This window comes from Haladaptatus salinisoli, from assembly GCF_020614375.1.
GTDB lineage: Archaea > Halobacteriota > Halobacteria > Halobacteriales > Haladaptataceae > Haladaptatus > Haladaptatus salinisoli.
Map to the genome: position 1 here is coordinate 1,694,534 of NZ_CP085327.1, position 17,578 is coordinate 1,712,111.

At 65.6% G+C, this 17,578-nt stretch carries 18 protein-coding genes; 7 read left to right on the top strand and 11 right to left on the bottom strand.

The annotated features are described in order from the left end of the window. Window positions 1–12 precede the first annotated feature (12 nt). Window positions 13–579 (top strand): DUF7344 domain-containing protein, encoded by a 567-nt coding sequence (locus tag LIX00_RS09300; RefSeq protein WP_227352914.1) that lies wholly within the window; start codon window positions 13–15, stop codon window positions 577–579. On the opposite strand, the gene rtcA is transcribed toward LIX00_RS09300, so the two are convergent. Beyond that, window positions 543–1,583: an RNA 3'-terminal phosphate cyclase gene (gene rtcA, locus LIX00_RS09305; RefSeq protein ID WP_227352915.1), complete on the bottom strand. Its 1,041-nt coding sequence runs from the start codon at window positions 1,581–1,583 to the stop codon at window positions 543–545. The two genes, LIX00_RS09300 and rtcA, sit on opposite strands and share 37 nt — an antisense overlap. A gap of 235 nt (window positions 1,584–1,818) precedes the next feature. Here rtcA and thsB point away from each other — a divergent pair, with 235 nt between their 5' ends. The 3 genes from thsB to LIX00_RS09320 all read left to right on the top strand — a co-directional run bounded on the left by thsB (window position 1,819) and on the right by LIX00_RS09320 (window position 5,288). Further along, complete coding sequence (gene thsB, locus LIX00_RS09310) at window positions 1,819–3,480, top strand: thermosome subunit beta (protein ID WP_368410692.1); 1,662 nt, start codon at window positions 1,819–1,821, stop codon at window positions 3,478–3,480. 179 nt (window positions 3,481–3,659) lie between these two features. Beyond that, on the top strand, window positions 3,660–4,175 hold the full coding sequence (locus LIX00_RS09315) for a hypothetical protein (protein WP_227352916.1): 516 nt from the start codon (window positions 3,660–3,662) through the stop codon (window positions 4,173–4,175). A 126-nt stretch (window positions 4,176–4,301) separates the two neighbouring features. After that, entirely contained in the window at window positions 4,302–5,288 is a 987-nt protein-coding gene (locus tag LIX00_RS09320; RefSeq protein WP_227352917.1) for an ornithine cyclodeaminase family protein, read from the top strand. Here the strand turns inward: LIX00_RS09320 and LIX00_RS09325 are convergent. Both LIX00_RS09325 and leuS read right to left on the bottom strand, forming a co-directional pair. Further along, window positions 5,285–5,515, bottom strand: a complete 231-nt coding sequence (locus LIX00_RS09325; protein WP_227352918.1) for a DUF7535 family protein — start codon at window positions 5,513–5,515, stop codon at window positions 5,285–5,287. The genes LIX00_RS09320 and LIX00_RS09325 overlap by 4 nt on opposite strands. Window positions 5,516–5,602: 87 nt before the next feature. Next, window positions 5,603–8,455 (bottom strand): leucine--tRNA ligase, encoded by a 2,853-nt coding sequence (gene leuS / locus LIX00_RS09330; RefSeq protein ID WP_227352919.1) that lies wholly within the window; start codon window positions 8,453–8,455, stop codon window positions 5,603–5,605. Window positions 8,456–8,578: 123 nt separating this feature from the next. On the opposite strand from leuS, the gene LIX00_RS09335 reads away from it, so the two are divergent. Beyond that, window positions 8,579–9,046 (top strand): hypothetical protein, encoded by a 468-nt coding sequence (locus LIX00_RS09335; RefSeq protein ID WP_227352920.1) that lies wholly within the window; start codon window positions 8,579–8,581, stop codon window positions 9,044–9,046. 143 nt (window positions 9,047–9,189) lie between these two features. Here LIX00_RS09335 and LIX00_RS09340 read toward each other — a convergent pair whose 3' ends face one another. From LIX00_RS09340 to LIX00_RS09355, 4 genes are all read right to left on the bottom strand, one after another. Next, window positions 9,190–9,642 (bottom strand): peroxiredoxin, encoded by a 453-nt coding sequence (locus tag LIX00_RS09340; RefSeq protein WP_227352921.1) that lies wholly within the window; start codon window positions 9,640–9,642, stop codon window positions 9,190–9,192. Window positions 9,643–9,716: 74 nt separating this feature from the next. Continuing rightward, on the bottom strand, window positions 9,717–10,154 hold the full coding sequence (locus LIX00_RS09345; protein WP_227352922.1) for an Hsp20/alpha crystallin family protein: 438 nt from the start codon (window positions 10,152–10,154) through the stop codon (window positions 9,717–9,719). Between the two features lie 42 nt (window positions 10,155–10,196). Further along, a complete protein-coding gene (gene pheA, locus LIX00_RS09350; protein ID WP_227352923.1) occupies window positions 10,197–11,009 on the bottom strand; it encodes a prephenate dehydratase in 813 nt (270 codons plus the stop codon). A gap of 64 nt (window positions 11,010–11,073) precedes the next feature. Continuing rightward, window positions 11,074–11,394 (bottom strand): hypothetical protein, encoded by a 321-nt coding sequence (locus tag LIX00_RS09355; RefSeq protein WP_227352924.1) that lies wholly within the window; start codon window positions 11,392–11,394, stop codon window positions 11,074–11,076. 189 nt (window positions 11,395–11,583) lie between these two features. Between LIX00_RS09355 and LIX00_RS09360 the strand changes: the two genes are divergently transcribed. Both LIX00_RS09360 and LIX00_RS09365 read left to right on the top strand, forming a co-directional pair. Next, window positions 11,584–11,907 (top strand): DUF7130 family rubredoxin-like protein, encoded by a 324-nt coding sequence (locus tag LIX00_RS09360; RefSeq protein WP_227352925.1) that lies wholly within the window; start codon window positions 11,584–11,586, stop codon window positions 11,905–11,907. Window positions 11,908–11,937: 30 nt separating this feature from the next. Continuing rightward, window positions 11,938–12,858, top strand: coding sequence for a ketopantoate reductase family protein (locus tag LIX00_RS09365; RefSeq protein ID WP_227352926.1), 921 nt, complete (start codon window positions 11,938–11,940; stop codon window positions 12,856–12,858). Here the strand turns inward: LIX00_RS09365 and LIX00_RS09370 are convergent. The 4 genes from LIX00_RS09370 to LIX00_RS09385 all read right to left on the bottom strand — a co-directional run bounded on the left by LIX00_RS09370 (window position 12,845) and on the right by LIX00_RS09385 (window position 16,291). Continuing rightward, on the bottom strand, window positions 12,845–13,894 hold the full coding sequence (locus LIX00_RS09370; protein ID WP_227352927.1) for a lysylphosphatidylglycerol synthase transmembrane domain-containing protein: 1,050 nt from the start codon (window positions 13,892–13,894) through the stop codon (window positions 12,845–12,847). The genes LIX00_RS09365 and LIX00_RS09370 overlap by 14 nt on opposite strands. Window position 13,895: 1 nt before the next feature. Continuing rightward, window positions 13,896–15,398 (bottom strand): sulfatase, encoded by a 1,503-nt coding sequence (locus LIX00_RS09375; protein ID WP_227352928.1) that lies wholly within the window; start codon window positions 15,396–15,398, stop codon window positions 13,896–13,898. Window positions 15,399–15,477: 79 nt separating this feature from the next. Next, window positions 15,478–15,834, bottom strand: coding sequence for a NifU family protein (locus LIX00_RS09380; protein WP_227352929.1), 357 nt, complete (start codon window positions 15,832–15,834; stop codon window positions 15,478–15,480). Window positions 15,835–15,964: 130 nt separating this feature from the next. Continuing rightward, complete coding sequence (locus LIX00_RS09385; protein WP_227352930.1) at window positions 15,965–16,291, bottom strand: DUF5783 family protein; 327 nt, start codon at window positions 16,289–16,291, stop codon at window positions 15,965–15,967. Window positions 16,292–17,578 lie beyond the last annotated feature (1,287 nt).

Here is a 17,578-nt window from a genome sequence, read left to right on the forward strand (position 1 = left end):
GACGAGCGATAGATGAACGAGCGAACGAGCGAGACAGAGAGGACGGTCGCCGCGCTGTCGAGAGATATCGTCTTCCAAGTGCTGAGCAATCGGCGGCGGCGGTACGCGCTCCACCATCTCCGGCGGTGCGAAGGGTCGGTCGAAATCGGCGAACTGGCGACGCAGATCGCGGCGTGGGAGAACGACGTGAGCACCGAGGAAGTGACCTCCAAGCAGCGAAAACGAGTGTACAACACCCTCCAACAGGCGCATCTCCCGAAACTCGACGAGACGGGCTTCGTCGAGTACGATCCGGCCCACGGGAACGTCACGCTGACCGGGCGCGCCCGGATGTTGGACGTGTACCTGGAACTCGTCCCCGACAACGACTTCCCGTGGTCGGAGTACTACTTCGCGCTGGGTTGCATCAGCCTCGTCCTCGCGGCCGGCGCGTGGCTGAACGCCGGTCCGCTCGGTCTCGTTCCGACCTCGTTGTGGGCCGTCGGACTCGGTTCGCTGGTGACGCTCTCGGGAGCGGCCCACATCTACCACCAGCGAAACGTCTACCGCGGGTACACGGAAGTGTCGGAGGAAGTCTGACCGGCGACGAGAATCGGGCGGGAATCGCGGACGAGCGACACGTCGTATCCGAACGCGGACAGCAGTTCGAGGCTCGTCTCGACGTGGTCGGTCACGCGGGGAATCGACACGCGCCCGCCCGCGAGCGCGAGGAACACGAGCAGTTGGTCCGCCGCGTGCTCGTCGACCGAAGCGCGGCCATCGTCGAAGTCGAGAAACGAGTCCACGACGCCCGCGGCCACGTCTTCCGCGGGAACGCCCCGTTCGCCCAGCGCGTCGAATCCGGCCAGCGAGCGGTCGTAGTCCGCGCGGACGAGCAGGGAACTGCCGGGCGAATTCGATTTCGCGTACGTCACTCGGCGCTCGGCGACGGAGTGGCCCGCCTCGCCGAGTCGTTCCCGCGCCGCTTCGGCCTGACGCTCCGCGACGTTCTGCGCCGCGAGCGACGTCGACGCCTTCGAGTACACCCGAACGCCCGCGAGCGACCCGCGGTCGGCGAACTCGATTTCGGAGAGCGAGGACGGGGCGAGCCACAGCGTCGCTTCGCCGCCGCCCGCCGGATAGTAGCCGGTTCGGGCGACGTCGACCGCGGCCTGGAGCCCGAACCGACGACAGAGGGGGAGTTTGACTTCGCGGTAGTACTCGGCCGGCGGCGACCATCTCGCGTCGGTGCCGCCGGTGACCGTGACGGCGAGCGGTCGGTCGAGCGTCGTCGCCAGCGGCAACAGCGCGTCGAAGACGAGCGCGACGCTCCCGGCGGTGCCCACGTCCACGTCGAACCGGCCGCCGTCGGTCGCACCGGGATGGAACGTCAGCGCCTCGGAACCGACCGCGTCGCCGTGGATATCGGCGTCGCACGCGCGTGCGACGCCGCGGACGGCGGCGAGGTGCTGCGCTCGAAGACCCGGGTTCGTACGGTTCGCTCGAATCCCGGTCATCCGGAACGACTCGCCGGAGAGCGCCGCGAGCGAGAGCGCGGACCGGAGCAGTTGCCCGCCGCCGGTCGACCCGTCGAGCGAGTGCATCGGCCGAGATACGGAGCGGGGCGTGAAAAGCGCCGCCATCGCCGCGAGAGTATATAAACGGTCGTTTCGCACGGCCGGCGGACGACATAGACTCGTGCTAACCACCACCACGGTTGTCCGGAATAAACGCCGCATTCGTGCGATTTTTCGGGGATCGGAAAGCGTTCGCGGAACGAGCGCCGACGGCGCTTGGCAAAAGTTTATATAGAATCGCAATCATAGTCGCTCCTGTACTATGAGTCAGCGAATGCAAGGTCAGCCGATGATCGTCATGTCCGAGGACGCCCAGCGCGTCAAAGACAAGGACGCGCAAGAGCACAACATCACCGCGGCCCGAGCCGTCGCGGACGCGGTACGCTCCACGCTCGGCCCGAAAGGGATGGACAAAATGCTCGTCGATTCGATGGGCGACGTGACCATCACGAACGACGGCGTCACCATCCTCAAGGAGATGGACATCGACAACCCGACGGCCGAGATGATCATCGAGGTCGCCGAAACGCAGGAAGACGAGGCGGGCGACGGCACCACGACCGCCGTCGCGGTCACGGGCGAACTCCTGAAGAACGCTCAGGACCTCCTCGAACAGGACATCCACCCCACGGCGGTCATCAAGGGCTTCCACCTCGCCAGCGAGAAGGCGCGCGAGGAGATAGACGACATCGCCGAGAAGGTCGACACCGAGGACGAAGACCTCCTCCGCAAGGTCGCCGAGACCAGCATGACCGGTAAGGGAGCCGAGCTCAACAAGGAGGCTCTCAGCCGGATCATCGTGGACGCGGTTCGCGGCGTCACCGTCGACGGCACCGTCGACCTCGAATACGTCAACATCGAGACGCAGACCGGCCGCGCCGCGGGCGAGTCCGAGCTGCTCGAAGGCGCCGTCATCGACAAGGACCCGGTCCACGACAACATGCCCACGTCGGTCGAGGACGCGAAGGTACTCCTGCTCAACGAGGCCGTCGAGGTCGAGGAGACTGACGTTGACACCGAGGTCTCCATCACCGACCCCAACCAACTCCAGAACTTCCTCGACCGCGAGGAGGCCCAGTTGAAGGAGAAGGTCGAGCAGATAAAGGAGACGGGCGCGAACGTCGTCTTCTGCCAGAAGGGCATCGACGACCTCGCGCAGCACTACCTCGCGAAGGAAGGCATCCTCGCCGTCCGCCGCGTCAAGAAGAGCGACATCCAGTTCCTCCGCGAAATCCTCAACGTCAACATCGTCTCCGACCTCGACAGCGCCTCCGAGGACGACGTCGGAACGGGGAGCGTCACCCGCGACGAGAGCGACGAACTGTTCTACGTGAAAGGTGGCGACGAATCCCACGGCGTGACGCTGCTCCTGCGCGGCTCCACCGACCACGTCGTCGACGAACTGGAGCGCGGAATCACGGACGCGCTCGACGTGGTGGCCCAGACCGTCAGCGACGGCCGCGTCGTCTCCGGCGGCGGAGCCATCGAAGTCGAACTCGCCTCCCGACTCCGCGACTACTCCGACAGCGTCGAAGGCCGCGAGCAGCTCGCGGTCGAGGCGTTCGCCGACTCGCTCGAACTCGTCCCGCGCGTGCTCGCCGAGAACGCCGGACTGGACTCCATCGACACGCTGGTCGACCTCCGCGCGGCCCACGAGGACGGCGAGAAGCGCGCCGGCCTGAACGTCTTCAGCGGCGACGTCGAGGACACCTTCGACAGCGGCGTCGTCGAACCGGCCCACGCCAAAGAGCAGGCGCTCTCCAGCGCGACCGAGGCCGCGAACCTCGTGCTCAAAATCGACGACATCATCTCCGCCGGCGACCTGTCCACCGACAAGGGCGGCGACGAAGGCGGTGCGCCCGGCGGTGCCCCCGGCGGCATGGGCGGCATGGGCGGTATGGGCGGCATGGGCGGCGCGATGTGAAGTCGGGCGTAAACTGACTTCCGCGCCCGTTTCGACGAATCGTTGCCGAGCAAATCCATCGTTTTTTCGAAGGGACGACGGTCGGCGGTGCATTTTCGGTACGTTCCGAAGCAGTGACGCGTATTTTCGATAATCGTGCCAGAATCGCTATCAGGTCGACGCGAGGACTCTCGACTACCGTGTCTACCAACGAAAACAATCCGACCGGAGACGGAACGAAAGCACGACGAACGAGTCGCCGCCGACTGCTGAAAACCGGCGTCGGCGTCGCCGTGACCGCGCTCGGAGTGCCGATGCTCGGCGGCACCGCGGTCGCCCACTTCCCGACGAAACTCGAAATCGACGTGAAGCCGGGAAGCGACTCGAACGCCGTCAACCCGCGCAGTCGCGGCGTCGTTCCCGTCGCCGTCCTCCGGACGGACGAGTTCGACCCCACCGGCGAGGACGTACGATACCGATTCGGTGCGCCCGAGGCGGTCGGGTCCGGCGGCGGCGCGCGGCCGGTTCACGAGGGACACGTCGAAGACGTCGATGGGGACGGCTCCGACGACCTCGTCCTTCACTTCCCGGTTCGGGACGCCGGGTTCGACGGCGACGAGTCCGAGGCCGAACTCCGCTGGGAGCGGGACGAGTCCGGCGAGCACGGATTGGCCGGACGGAACCAGGTGCGAATCGTCGGGTGCGGACGCGACTGAGCGACGCGCCGACCCCTCCGGAGCGGTCGTTCGAAACCTCTCTTCGAAATATCCGCGAGTAAACCGAGAACCACCGAAACCGGGCAAAAGATGGAACTAAGTGGTGTCCATCGGAACCTCCGGAGTATGGAAACGCTACTGCTCAATCGGGACGCCGTGGACGAGAACACTCAGATGCCCGAACTCATCCGGGCCGTCGAGGACGCGTTCGCGGCCTACGCGCGCGGGGACGCGCAGATGCCCGCGAAATCGTACATCGACCTGCCGCAGTACAACGGCGACTTCCGCTCCATGCCCGCCTACTTGGAGGCGAATGACTGGGACGCCGCTGGCATCAAGTGGGTGAACGTCCACCCGGACAACCCGGATCGGTTCGACCTGCCAACAGTCATTGGGACGATGATCTACAGCGACCCGGAAACCGCGTTCCCGCTGGCCATCATGGACGGCACCGAACTGACGATGAAGCGCACCGGCGCGGCGGCGGCGGTCGCGACCGACCACCTCGCGGTCGAGGACGCGACGAGCATGGGTCTCATCGGCGCCGGCGTCCAATCCTACACGCAGTTGGAGGCCATCTCGGAGGTGCGCCCCATCGAGGAGGTCGTCATCAGCGACCTGGACGAGGAGGCGGTCGAGCGGTTCATCGACCACTTCGACGACGAGTTCGACGTTCGCGCCGGGTCGATTTCGGACGCCGCCTCGTGCGACGTGCTCTCGACCGTGACCCCGGTCGAAGAACCCATCGTCTCCCGCGAGGCCGTCGGCGAGCGCACCCACATTAACGCGATGGGCGCGGACGCGGAGGGCAAGCACGAACTCGCCGACGACCTCCTGTTGAACGCGAAACTCGTCATCGACGACCACGCCCAGACCACCCACTCCGGCGAAATCAACGTCCCGTACAGCGCTGGCGTCCTCTCGGACGACGACATCCACGGCGACATCGGCGACATCGTCGTCGGGGAACTGGACGGCCGGACGAACGAGGACGGCGTCACCGTCTTCGACAGCACCGGGTTGGCGATTCAGGACGTGGCGGCGGCCCACGTCGTCTACGAGCACGCGAACGAGAACGACAACGGCTATCCCTTCGACCTCGTCGGATTCTAGTTACTTTCCTCGCCGATCGGTGCTTTCTGCGCGAGTTGCTCGGTCAGTTTCGAGATGAGCCACACGATGACCAGAAACGGCAAGAGCGGAATTATAAGGACGACCAGACCGAGAAACAGCGCGATACCGATGGCGTTCATCTCGCTGTCCGGGCGGCCGTGGTACGGTGGCGTGACGGTACGGAACGCTTTCTTGACCGGTTCGATCTGTGAATCCCCCTGACTCATGGCGGAAAGGACGGCGGAGAAGACGATAAACGTTCGCGCGGGGGATAGTTCGACTTTCGGTGGCATCCCACACCGAGGGCCGTGGCGCTACCCCTCCAGGTGCACGGCGGGGCGAAGCGGCGTCGCGTGACGCGCTTTGTCCGCGGGATCGTAGGCGTCCTCGCCCTCGCGGTATATCTCCACCTCGGCGTCGAACTCGCGTTCGAAGAAGTCGCTACTCTCTTCGTACACCGCCAGTTCGTCCACTTCTGACAGGGCAGCGACCTGCTCGTTCGGACGCTCGCGCACGTCCTCCGCGAGTTTCTGCACCAGTTGGTTCACCTCGTCGCCCTTCTCGCGCAGCTCCTCGTCCTGCATTACCTCGCCCATCACCGCGCCGACGTTCGGGCCGCTCTCGACGACTTCCGAGAGCACCCTCCCCTTCCAGTCGGCGGCGACGTACACCCGAACCGTCTCGGGGTCGGTGTCGGTCACGTCGACGATGTCGCGCACGTCCTCGGTCAACCCCGCGACCAACTCCTCTTCGAGTTCGGTCGCGGTGCTCTCGAACTCGGGGTTCGGTTCGGGCCACTCGGCGTCGGCGATGGGGTCGCCCGTCAGGCGCTCGTGGAGTTCCGTCGCCATGAACGGGACGAAGGGAGCCAGCAGGCGCAGGCGGGTGCGCAGGACCTCCCGCAGCGTCCAGCGCGCGCCCGGCCTGCTCGCGTCGGTTCGCTTGCGGTACCACTTCAGGTGCTCCTCGAAGCCGTAGAAGGCGGCTTGACTCGCGGTGCGCGTCTCGAACCGGTCCATCGCTTCGGTGGCCTCCCGCACCGTCGCCTGCAGTTTCGACAGCAGCCAGCGGTCGATGCGTCGCAGGTCGCGCTCGCCGTCGTCGGTTTCTATTACGTCGACGGCGCGGTTCCAGAACCGCCGCAGTTGGTTCTGCGTGCTCTCGACCTGGTCGGAGCGCCAGTCGTAATCCTGCCACGGTTCGGCGCTGTTCATCAGGAAGAAGCGCACCGTGTCCGCGCCGTACCGCTCGATGGCTTCCTCCGGCAGGACGACGTGGCCCTTCGAGGAGGACATCTTCTCGCCCTCCAGCAGTCCCATGCCCATGACGGTGATGCCCTGCGGCCAGTTCGGCTTCTCGAACAGTTCCGCGTGGTGGAACAGGAAGAAGGTCAGGTGGTTGCTGACGAGGTCGTTGCCCGAACAGCGGTAGTCGACCGGATACCAGTAGTCCCACTCCTCGCGCAGTTGCATCGCAGTCTCGTCGGGGTCGTCCACCGCCTCGCTACCGAAGAAGAGCGTGTCGAAGAACTCCCCGTCCATCTCCTCCGGCGGCACGTCCGCCAGTCGGTGGGCGACGGTGTAGTACGCCATGTAGATGGTCGAATCGGACAGCGGTTCGATGACGAAGTTCGGGTCCCACGGCAGGCGCGTCCCCAACCCGTAGTTTCGGATGCAGGGCCACTCGTTCAGCCAGTCGACGGTGTGGTCGTACTGTTCGCGAGTGTTCTCCGGAATCGCGTCCAGTCCGGCGACCGCGTCGTGGGCCTTCTCCTTCCACTCGGGGTCGTTGTAGCGCAGGAACCACGTCTCCTGCTCGGCGACCTCCACGGCACCGCCGCAGCGACAGACGACCTCCTCGCTGAACTCGTGCATCGACCCGAACGACCCCCGCCGCTGGAAATCGGCTTTCAACTCGTCGCGCACGTCCTCGACGACCTCGCCGGCGTAGTCGCCGTACATCTTGCGCAGGGTTCCGCCGTGGAACTCGCGGTTGTAGACCTCCTGCGTGGCCTCCTTCAGCGCGGGGTCCGCGGCGTCCTCGATGCCGCGCTCTTCGACCGCGTCCCGCGCGGGGAACTCGCCGTATCCCTCCACGTCGATGATGGCCTTCGGTTCGATGGCGTCGACCTCGGCGGGGTCGATGCCGTACCGCTCCATCCGTTCGTCGTCCGCCTTCGCCTCCTGCAGGGCCACCCAGTCGTCGGGGCTGTGGGCCGGGACGGACATCACGACCCCCGTGGCGTTGTCGGCGTCCACGAACCCCGCGGGCAGGACGAGCACGTCGTCGCCCGTGACGGGATTCGTGACGCGCTCGCCGACCAGTCGTTCGCCCGCGAAGTGGTCGCGGACTTCGACTTCGTGGGCCTGCAGTTCCAGCTTTCCGGCCGCGCTCTCGGAGACCAACCACCGCTCGCCGTCCACGTCGGCCTCGACGTAGTCGGCGTCGGGGTCGATGTAGGCGTTCGTGACGCCCCGAACCGTCTCGGGGCGCAGGGTCGCCATCGGAACCGTGACGTCGCGGCCGTCCTCGGACCAGCCGAACTTGACCAGCGTGTACTCCTGGAACTCGGCCTCCTCGCCTTCCGCCAGGTCGTGGGTGGTGACGGGGTTCTTCTCGTTCGTGCAGTACTTGACGGGGTGCAGGCCCTTCTCCAGCAGACCGCGCTCCTTCAGGGTCTCGTACTGCCACGTGATGAACTTGGAGTAGCGGTCGTCGTCGGTCGTGAACTCGCGCCGCCAGTCGATGGACAGCCCCAGCGACTTCATGTTCGCCTTGTAGCTGTTCTCGATGAAGTGGCGGGCGTACCCCATCGGCGTCTCCATCTCCTTCAGGTCCTCGTCGGAGATGCCGTAGACGTCCTGCAGGACCCGCATCTGGTTCTCCTCGCGCTTCTTCAGGCGTTCGACGGCCCCGACGATGGGCGTCCCGGTGACGTGCCACGCGATGGGGAACAGAACGTTGTCGCCCCGCAGTCGGCGGTAGCGCGCCCACACGTCCGGCACGGTGTAGGTTCTGGCGTGCCCGATGTGCATCCCCCCGCTCGGATAGGGGTACGGTACAGTGACGAAGGTGGCCTCCTCGTCGGACGGGTCGACCTCGTATCGGCCCTCGTCCGCCCATCGAGACTGCCACTTCGATTCAATTTCCCGTGGGTCGTAGTCCATACACCCTCTTTCGCACTGACGATTAAAAGAACAACCATACTTGACTGGCCGCCCTGTCAGGTTGCGGCAATTCTTGCTCAGAGGTCGAAAGATTGATACGACCGACCCGAGTGGGGCCAGCTCGTGGGCGAGTTCGCCGAGGCCGCGCGCGACCGCATCCGCGACACCCTCGCCGAGCGACTGCCGCGCTTCGCGTGGGGGACGGAGCACCGAATCCGGCGCACCCCGGTCGACGTCGCGGGCCGCACCGACGACCGTTTCGTCGCGGTCGAACTGGAGTGGCGCAGGGCCGACCCCGTCAACAACACGGCGAAACTGTTCTACTACGTGGACGAGGGCGAACTCGCCGAGTACGAGCAGATCACGGTGTTTCAGGCGTTCACGGGCTACTACAACCTCGACGGCGGCGGCATATCCTCGAAGCGCGAAGTCGCGGAGTTCGTCGGGAACGTCGCCGCGGAGTCGTTCGAGCGCGTCTCGTTCCACCCCGTGACGTTCGGGCTCACGCCGCCGAAGCGCGGCGGCGAGTGGCCCGAGGGGTGGGAGTCGGTCGCGCGATCTCCTCGACCGTCCGATCCGCGACTGGTTTGATCCACTCGCTACGGGGGATGGTTTCGGAGAACGAACCGAACGTCTCCGTCGCTGCGGTCGCCCGGTTTCGTCCGAGAACGCGACTTCCGAGGCGACCGCGAGGCGACCGAGGAAAACCGATCGAAAACGGGTCGAAGACGCCCTTACTCCAACGTTACGAGTTGCTCGTCCAGCATCTCGGACAGCACTTCGCGGGCGTGTCCGTCGGGGTCGACCCCGCGATAGACCGCCTGCACTTCGTCCTCCGCGAGGACGAAGGTCGTCCGGGGAGCGGCGTCACGTTCGACTTCGACGCCGAAGGCGTCCGCTATCTCCCCCTCCGGGTCGGCCAGCAGGTCGAAGCCGATGTCGTACTTCTCCGCGAAGGACTCGTGGCTCCGCACGTCGTCGGTCGAAACGCCGTACACCGCGACGCCGGCGTCGCGGTACGTTTCGAGTTCCTCGTTGAACTGCTTCGCCTCGACCGTGCAACCGGGCGTGTCGTCGCGCGGATAGAAGTACAGCACCGCCGGGGCTTCGAAGGACGGCGAGACGGTCTCGCCGTCTTGGTTCGTCGCGGTCACGTCGGGCGCGTCGTCGCCTGCTTCGAGGGTCATGTTCGGCGATAGCGCCCGGAGGAAAAAGCCGCTTGTGGTTGCGCCGAGCCTCGAGTCAGCTACCTCGCTCGGGGTTAGCTGACCTCGATGTCGTGCGATTCGTCGCTCCCGTCGGCTTTCGGCAGCGTCACCGTCAACACGCCGTTTCGGTACTCCGCGGAGACGTTCGATTCGTCCACTCGGTCGGGCAGCGTGACGGTTCGGTTCATCGAGCGTCGGCTTCGCTCCTTTCGGATGTACTCCTCGTCGCCCTCCTCCGTCTCCTCTTCGTGCTGGGCCGCGATTCGGAGGCGGTCGTCCCGCAGCGTGAGGTCGATATCCTCCTTCCGGAATCCGGGCAGGTCGGCGGTGACGACGAACTCGTCGCCGCGGTCGGCCATATCGAGTGACATCCCGCCGCTCTGCAAGTCCATTCCGCCGGATTCCAATTGTCGACCCATACCTTCGAACTGGCGGCTCATTCGTTCGAACATCTCCTCGATTTCGTCGAATGGATTCCTTCGTCTGGCCATCCTTTCACCCCGAGGGAGATTCGACGCGCGGAGCCTAATAGTTCACGCCGAGCCGAACAGGACGTGCTCGGTGTCGTACGAACCGAGGCGGCGCACCCAGCCGTTCTCGGCGAGGGCTTCGATCTCCGCGACGGCCTGCTCGGCGCGGTTTTCGTACAGACCCGCCTCGAAATCGAGGTGGAAGACGTAGTCGCCGAGGCGCTCGCCGCTCGGACGCGACTCGACCCGGGTGAGGTTGATGTCCCGCTCCGCGAACGGTTCGAGGAGCGCCAGCAGCAGTCCGGGGTAGTTCGCCCCGGGATAGACGACGAGGGAGGTCTTCCCGCCCGCGAGAGAGCGCTCGTTCGCGGGGGCGACGACGAAAAAGCGCGTCGCGTTCGAGGTTCGTTCCTGAATATCCTCGGCGAGGACGGTCAGTTCCTCGGCGTTGTCCGGGTGGGCGATGGCCGCCACGGAGGGGTCGTCGCGGGCGCGCTCGACGCCGCGCGCGGTGCTGGCGACCGCCTCTCGCTTCACGCCGGGATACTCGGTTTCGAGGTACGTTCGGCACTGCGCGAGCGCCTGCGCGTGGCTGGCGACCGTCTCGAACTCCTCGCCGCGGGCCATCAAGGCGTGGCGGATCGGCGTCACGAGTTCGCGGACGACCGCCACGTCGTTCCCGGCGAGGGCGTCGAGCGTCCCCGTGACGCTCCCTTCGATGCTGTTCTCTATCGGTACGACGCCGCGAGGGTACTCGCCGTCGACGACCGATTCGACGATGGCGGTGACCGACTCGCGGAACTCGACGTCGTCGGCGACCGCGCTGGCGGCGCGGTGCGAGTAGGTTCCCGCCGGCCCGAGCGTAACTGCTTGCATGCGCGGTTGGTTTCGGTTCGGCGGGCAAAAACGCGTCGGGGGCGACAGATTCTGCGCCGCTCCGTCAGGAGTGTCGTCGGGCGGTCTTCCTGTCGACCAGTTTGTAGAATCGGCTCGTGTTTCCGCTCTCGGTCTTCACCTGGTAGACGAACGCGAGGTCTTCGGACTCGAACTTCTCGAACCACTCGTCCCACTCGACGGGCACCAACTCGTCGTGATCGTCGGCGGTATCCGGAAACTGGAGACGGAGGATGCCAGCCCCGCCGTCGGCGGTGGACTCGACGGTCGCGGGTTCGCCGCCGCGGTCTTCGACCCACTGTTCGATGGTCTCGTGCTCCGTCGTCACCTGACTGTATTTCGAATCGAACTCGATATCGGTTTCCATGAATCTCCCGTTTCGGGCGTTTCTTTCGTTCAACCGTTCGACGGGTGAACGTGACGCCTGCAAACGCAAGTCGATAAATCCGTGCCACGGTCGCCGGAAACGGAAACGCGGCCGACCGGTCGCATTCGACGACTACGAAACCGATCGTCGGCGGTCGGATTTAAGGGGGTGAACGACGAAACTTCTGACATGGTGGGCGATTCTGGAGAGAAACCGAACGAGGATACCAACGTGGAACAGCTCGACCTTGGACAGGCCGTCTACGACGAGGACGGCCAGCAGATCGGCAGCATACGGGGCTTCGACGAGGCCGGCTTCTACGCCACGATGCGCGACGGCTACGAAGCCCTCTCCGTCGGCCACGCTCGGTCCGGCCACGAACTCGGCGAGGCCGAGTTGATGTGGCGGTGCACGAACTGCGGGGAGATGGGCGACTTGGACGAGGGGCTTCCGGACGAGTGCCCGAACTGCGACGCCCCGAAAGAGGAACTCTACTACTGGAAAGAGGACTGAATTTTTCACCCCCGACCGCCTCGGTCGGGTATGGACATCGTCGTGTTCGGTGCGGGCAGCCTCGGGAGCCTCGTGGGCGGACTGCTCGCCCGCGAGCACGCGGTCACGCTCGTCGCCCGCGACCCCCACGCGACGGCGGTGCGCGGGTCCGGGTTGCGCGTCGGCGGCGAGTTCGATTTTCGCGCCCGGCCGGACGCGACCGTAGACGGAACAGAGTTACGCGCCGACTGCGCGGTGGTGACGGTCAAAGCCTTCGACACCGAGGACGCGGCGCGCCGACTGGCGACCGGCGAGTTCGACGCCGTGCTCTCGCTCCAGAACGGGATGGGCAACGAGGAGACGCTGGCCGAGCGCGTGAACTGCCCCGTCCTCGCCGGCACCGCGACCTACGGCGCAGTTCGCACCGCGCCGGGCGAGGTCGAGTGTACGGGCGTCGGCGAAATCGTCCTCGGCGCGCGCGAGGGCGGTCGCTCTGACGCGGCGCGCCGCGTCGGAGCAGCCTTCGCCGAGGCGGGAATCGAGGCGGAGGTCGCGGAGGATATGCCCCGCCGCCTCTGGGAGAAACTCGCCGTGAACGCGGGGATCAATCCGACGACCGCGCTCGCCCGAGCGGAGAACGGGGCGCTCGCGGCGGGGGACGCCCGGGAGATAGCGGCGGCGGCGGCCCGCGAGACGGCCGCGGTCGCTCGCGCGGAAGGCGTCGAACTCGCCGACGAGGACGCCGTCGCCGCGGTCGCCGCGGTCGCGGAAGCGACCGCGGCGAACACCTCCTCGATGCGACAGGACGTGGAGGCGGGTCGCCGGACGGAGATCGGCGCGATAAACGGGTACGTCGCCTCGCGAGGGTGCGAACGCGGCGTCGAGACGCCCGTGAATCGGACGCTCGCCGGTCTCGTCAGGGCGTGGGAACGCGAGAACGTCGACGGGGTGAGTCCGCTCACGAGCGCATGATGACGAACAGCGCCGCCAGACCGCTCACGCCGAGGACGAACCAGTAGCTCGCGAACCGATAGATGAGCGCGGCCGCGACCGCGGACCCCGGTGCGATCGTCGGGACGAGCGCGACGATGAGGACGACCAGCGCCGCCTCGACGCCCGCCAGCCCGCCCGGCGTCGGGGTCAAACCCGCCAGCGTGCTCGCCGGGACGATGAAGAGCACGAGCACCAGTTCGAGGGGGAGACCGAGCGACCGTCCCGCGAAGTACAGCGGGAGGGCGAAGAAGACCCAACCGGTGTACGAGAAGACGAGCGCGAACAGCAGTTCGCGGGGTTCGTCCGCGATGCGCTCCAACGAGTTGTAGAACCGGTCGATGCGCGCTCTGACGCCGTCGAGCGTGATTCGGCTCGTTCGGTTGGCGAGGGGCCCAATGAGCGTGAGCACGATATCTTCGACCCCCTGCCGGTATCGCCATCCGGCGTACGCTATCGCCGGGACGCCGAACGCCAGCACGACGAGCCCCTGCGCGAGCCGCTTCGCGCCGTCCGGTAGCGACGCCCGGAGGAGCAGGTAGCTCAACCCGAGGGCGGCGAAGTTGAAGAACGGAAGCAGGTTGAGGAGGTCCGCCGTCACGACGCTGGCGAGGCTGTCCTCGTAGCTCGCTTCCGTGTCGCGCGAGAGGATGTACGCGATGAACGGCTCGCCGCCCGCCTGTCCGAGCGGGGTGACGTAGTTGGCGAACGTCGCCGCGAAGTAGGTGACGACGAGGCGTTTGAACCGCACTTCGATGTCGAGCACCGCGAGCACGATCTGCCACGCTTTCCCCCACGCGGCCAGCCCGATGACGGTCGAAGCGCAGGCGACCCAGACCCACGTGTAGTCCGCCCCTTCGAGGGCGTCCAACACCCGCCGCCAGCCCGCGACCATGACGAGCAGGTAGATGAGGATACCTGCGACGACGAACCCCAGCAGTAGCTTGCCGGTGCCGAACCGCTCCGTAAGTCCTGCGGACAGCGCCTTCCCGCCGTCCGATGCCGACTCGTCCGTCACGCTAGTCGATGTAGCCGAGGTCTTGCAGCCGGTCTTTCGCGTCGTCGCTCATATCGCCGAGCACGTCCTCGTCGCCGACTTCGTTCCACTCGCCGCCGACGGTCTCCTCGAACGCGGAGAGCGCGGCTTCGAGTTCGACTTCCTCGTCGCTTCCCTCGCCGCGGGCGTTGCGGCGTTCGCCGGGGTCCTCGTCCAGATGGTAGAACTCGTCTTCGATGCGCTCGTTTCGGATGTACTTCGCGTCCGGCCTGCGCGCGGCCCGCATCCGCGAGTAGAAGCGAGAGTCCTCGTCGAGCGTGATGTTCGCCCGCTTGGCCTTCTCCTCGAGCTGTTTCAGTTCGACCACGGGGCGGTAGTACTCCACGAAAGCGCACTCGCCGCCGCCCGGCACGTCCTCCGCGAACGACCGGTAGTCCGCGCCGAGCAGCGACCGCGCTTCGTCGAGGGGTCTGGTCGAGTTCGACCCAGAAACGCCCGCGTGGTCGAGAACGGTGTGGTAGAGGTCGACGAGTTCGACCTGTTGGTCGCTCACGCCGGGGTCGAGGTCGGGGTGTTTGACCAGCAGCGGAACGTTGATGACGGGGTCGTAGATGCAGAACTCGTGGCCGTATAGGTCGTGTTCGCCGTGGAGTTCGCCGTGGTCGGCGCAGACGACGACCATCGTGTCGTCCCACTCGTCGTTCGCTTTGAGCCACGAGAACAGTCGATCGAGTTGGTCGTCGATATGCCGGATTTCGGCGTCGTAGAGGCCGCGGATGTCCTCCCACTCGTCCTCGTCGATGTCGCGCGCGCCGCAGTTGTACTCCTTCGAGTTCTGGCAGACCTCGGTCGAATCGACGCCGGGTGCGAACTGCTCCCGGTACTTCTTCGGCGGGTGGTAGGGCAGGTGGGCGTCCATCAGGTTGATGAACGTGAAGTAGGGGCCGTCGGCGTCGTCGATGAACTCGATGGTGCTGTCGATGACCTGCGGCGTCTTCGAGTCCGCACCCTCGCCGCTGGCGAGGTACTCGTGCGCCACGTTGCCGAGGCTGACGAGTTTGTCGGCGACGGCGCGGAGCTTCTCGTTGTCGTTCATCACCTTCCACGCCTTCGCCATCGGTCCGGAGAGGAAGTCGCCGGGCATCACTTCGAAGAAATTATCCTGGTCGTCGAAACCGTCGGTGAGATGGGTGTACGGCGTTATCCACGCGTTCGAGGAGTAGCAAGCGGTGCCGTATCCGGCGGCGGAGAGCGTCTGCGCGAGCGTCGTCGCGCCTTCCAGATAGGGATTTTCCTGGCTCGCACCGTGCTCGCTGGGATACATTCCCGTGAACAGCGAGGCGTGTACCGGCAGGGTCCACGGAGCGGGGGCGACCGCCTGCTCGAACACGGTCGCGTCTTCCGCGAACCGTTCGAGGCCCGGCGTCGTGGGTCGGTCGTATCCGTACACCGAGAGGTGGTCCTTCCGGACGGTGTCCATGACCACGAATACGACGTTCTGCGCCGAGGCGTCGTCGTTCGTCATACTGTCGGCTGCTACATCGTCCGATGGGATAAATATCGTGATTCCCGGCGTGGAACGGCCGAAAGCTAAAAATACGGGATTAGAACGGGGCCTGCGGACCTTCGTCTTCGTCGGAGTCGTCGCTCGATTCGCCGGGGAAGGACGGGCTCATACCGCCGCCCATTCCGCCGCCGCCCATTCCGGTGTCGGCGTTGACCTTCTCGATTTCGGGAATCTCCTTGACCATCCGGCTCTTGATCGCTTGAATCGTCATCGGGGAGATACCACAGCCGCTGCACGCGCCACCGAGCATGATGGTGACCTCGCCGGTTTCGCGGTCGATGTTCTGGATGGCGGCGCTCCCGCCGTGCATTTGGATCTGGGGGAAGTTACGGCGCAGGAAGTTGCTGACCCGTTCTTCCAAGTCGTCGGCTTCGTCCTGAGTCTCGGTGCTCATGTTCCGGCGTAGGGGGCCAGCCTCCTTAGGCCTTTCCACTAACCCGGACCCGAATTCGGTGATTTTCGCCGGTTACGAACCGCGTTCTACCGGTTCCGTCGATTCCCGACGGGACGCTCGGCCGCGAGCGCTACTCGTTCGATTCGAAACCGAAAACGCGACGCAGTTCGGACTCGATACGCTCGACGTAGACGTCCACCGTCTCCGCGATCTTCTCGTCGTCCGCGAGAACGCCCTGCACGCGGTCGGCCGGATTCTCGGGGAGTTCGACGCGGAACTCGCCGTCTCCCTCGTAGAACGGTTCGCTCTCGTTCAGCACCTGCTGGTCGATCGCGTGAACGAGTTCGGAGTCGTACCGGTCGTTCATGTAGTTGAAGGCGTCCTTGTACGCTCGTTGGAGTTCGTTGAAGTAGTGGACGTACTTATCCTCGAACTTCTCGGGGTCGAACTCGGTCATGCCCTGAACGTGGAGCGGAGCGGGTAAAAATGGAATCGTTCCGCGCGAACCTCCGACCGACCCTCGCGTCGAAAAGCCGCCGTCGATGCGGTTCGTCGCGTTTCGAAGGGGACCGCACGACCCGTCGTTCGGTGATGAAACCCCGACCCCTCGACAACGGTTCGTTCGCCCGGCTCGGTGTACGACACCGGAACGACCGCCCCCAATTCCGTATAGCGATATGTGATGTATCTTCGAAGCGTGGAGGAATCCCGGTACCGGCGGGTACGCCCGGCTCGGCCGACTTTCGAGCCGCTTCGGCGATTGAGAAGTCGACGGTGACGAACGAGGCGGCAGCGGAAGCCGCGAGTGAGGTCCTTCGGCGCGCCTCATGCCGGTCCGAACTCCGATAGAATTCGGTGGGAGAGCCGAATCGCGCGAACGCGGTTCGTCTTCCCGCGTTCGAAGTCGACCGCGAATTTAGCTCTCACGAACGGTGGAAGCGCTCCGCCGCCTTCCGGACGGCATTTCGGAGGAGCGCCAGGAACTTCGTCCGGGCGTCGAGCCGACCGGTTCACCAGCGGAAGTTCGCTCCCTCCCATCGGATGTTCCTCCGCGTACGGCGGGAGCGACCGTCCCGAGTGACGAGTCGGCCGGTAATCGGGCACTCTTCGATACGCTTCCGGGAACTCCCGGCGGTCAACCGGCCGTTTCTGGGCGATGCCGTATATCGACGGTTTCGCCGAAATAAATCGTTTATCGCTATACGAAATCTTCAGAAGCGGTTCCACCGACGGAAGCGCCGCTACCTTCGGAATCGACTTTCTTCGGGTTGTGCTGACCACATTCGGACGAGCGGGAGCGCTTCGCGTTCGGAACGCATATGATATCTTAGAAGATGTCGCAGACATGAAGTTCCGGCCGTCCGCGGTTCGAATCGGAGTCGCTCTCGCCGGGTTCGGCGTTCTCGTCCACGCGGCGACCGTCTTCGTTCTGTTCGCACTCCCCCAACGTTTCCTCGCCGAGGCCGTCGCGCGCGTTTCTCGATGCGTGGTTTCAGCCGATCGCCACGGTCGGCGGGAGCCTCGCGTTCTTCGGAGTACCGCTAGTCGCGGCGGTCGGCGGATTCTACCTCGTACGCACCGAGGAGGCGACCCTCGAGGGGGTCGTCGTCGGATTCACCGTTGGTGGCGTCGCGTACGGTATCGGAATCGCACTCGTAAGCTGGACGGGAACGGCGGTTTCGCTGCGCCCGTCCGCGACGGAGTACGCCGTTCAGTCTGCCCGTCTCTGAGGACGGTTCGTGGG

Coding starts and splice junctions, on each gene's coding strand:
- rtcA (WP_227352915.1), bottom strand. CDS start 1,583: ATGCACTCGCTCGACGGGTCGACCGGCGGCGGGCAACTGCTCCGGTCC.
- LIX00_RS09300 (WP_227352914.1), top strand. CDS start 13: ATGAACGAGCGAACGAGCGAGACAGAGAGGACGGTCGCCGCGCTGTCG.
- LIX00_RS09340 (WP_227352921.1), bottom strand. CDS start 9,642: ATGACCCTCGAAGCAGGCGACGACGCGCCCGACGTGACCGCGACGAAC.
- LIX00_RS09375 (WP_227352928.1), bottom strand. CDS start 15,398: ATGACGAACGACGACGCCTCGGCGCAGAACGTCGTATTCGTGGTCATG.
- LIX00_RS09380 (WP_227352929.1), bottom strand. CDS start 15,834: ATGAGCACCGAGACTCAGGACGAAGCCGACGACTTGGAAGAACGGGTC.
- LIX00_RS09385 (WP_227352930.1), bottom strand. CDS start 16,291: ATGACCGAGTTCGACCCCGAGAAGTTCGAGGATAAGTACGTCCACTAC.
- LIX00_RS09320 (WP_227352917.1), top strand. CDS start 4,302: ATGGAAACGCTACTGCTCAATCGGGACGCCGTGGACGAGAACACTCAG.
- leuS (WP_227352919.1), bottom strand. CDS start 8,455: ATGGACTACGACCCACGGGAAATTGAATCGAAGTGGCAGTCTCGATGG.
- pheA (WP_227352923.1), bottom strand. CDS start 11,009: ATGCAAGCAGTTACGCTCGGGCCGGCGGGAACCTACTCGCACCGCGCC.
- LIX00_RS09365 (WP_227352926.1), top strand. CDS start 11,938: ATGGACATCGTCGTGTTCGGTGCGGGCAGCCTCGGGAGCCTCGTGGGC.
- LIX00_RS09325 (WP_227352918.1), bottom strand. CDS start 5,515: ATGAGTCAGGGGGATTCACAGATCGAACCGGTCAAGAAAGCGTTCCGT.
- LIX00_RS09355 (WP_227352924.1), bottom strand. CDS start 11,394: ATGGAAACCGATATCGAGTTCGATTCGAAATACAGTCAGGTGACGACG.
- LIX00_RS09345 (WP_227352922.1), bottom strand. CDS start 10,154: ATGGCCAGACGAAGGAATCCATTCGACGAAATCGAGGAGATGTTCGAA.
- thsB (WP_368410692.1), top strand. CDS start 1,819: ATGAGTCAGCGAATGCAAGGTCAGCCGATGATCGTCATGTCCGAGGAC.
- LIX00_RS09360 (WP_227352925.1), top strand. CDS start 11,584: ATGGTGGGCGATTCTGGAGAGAAACCGAACGAGGATACCAACGTGGAA.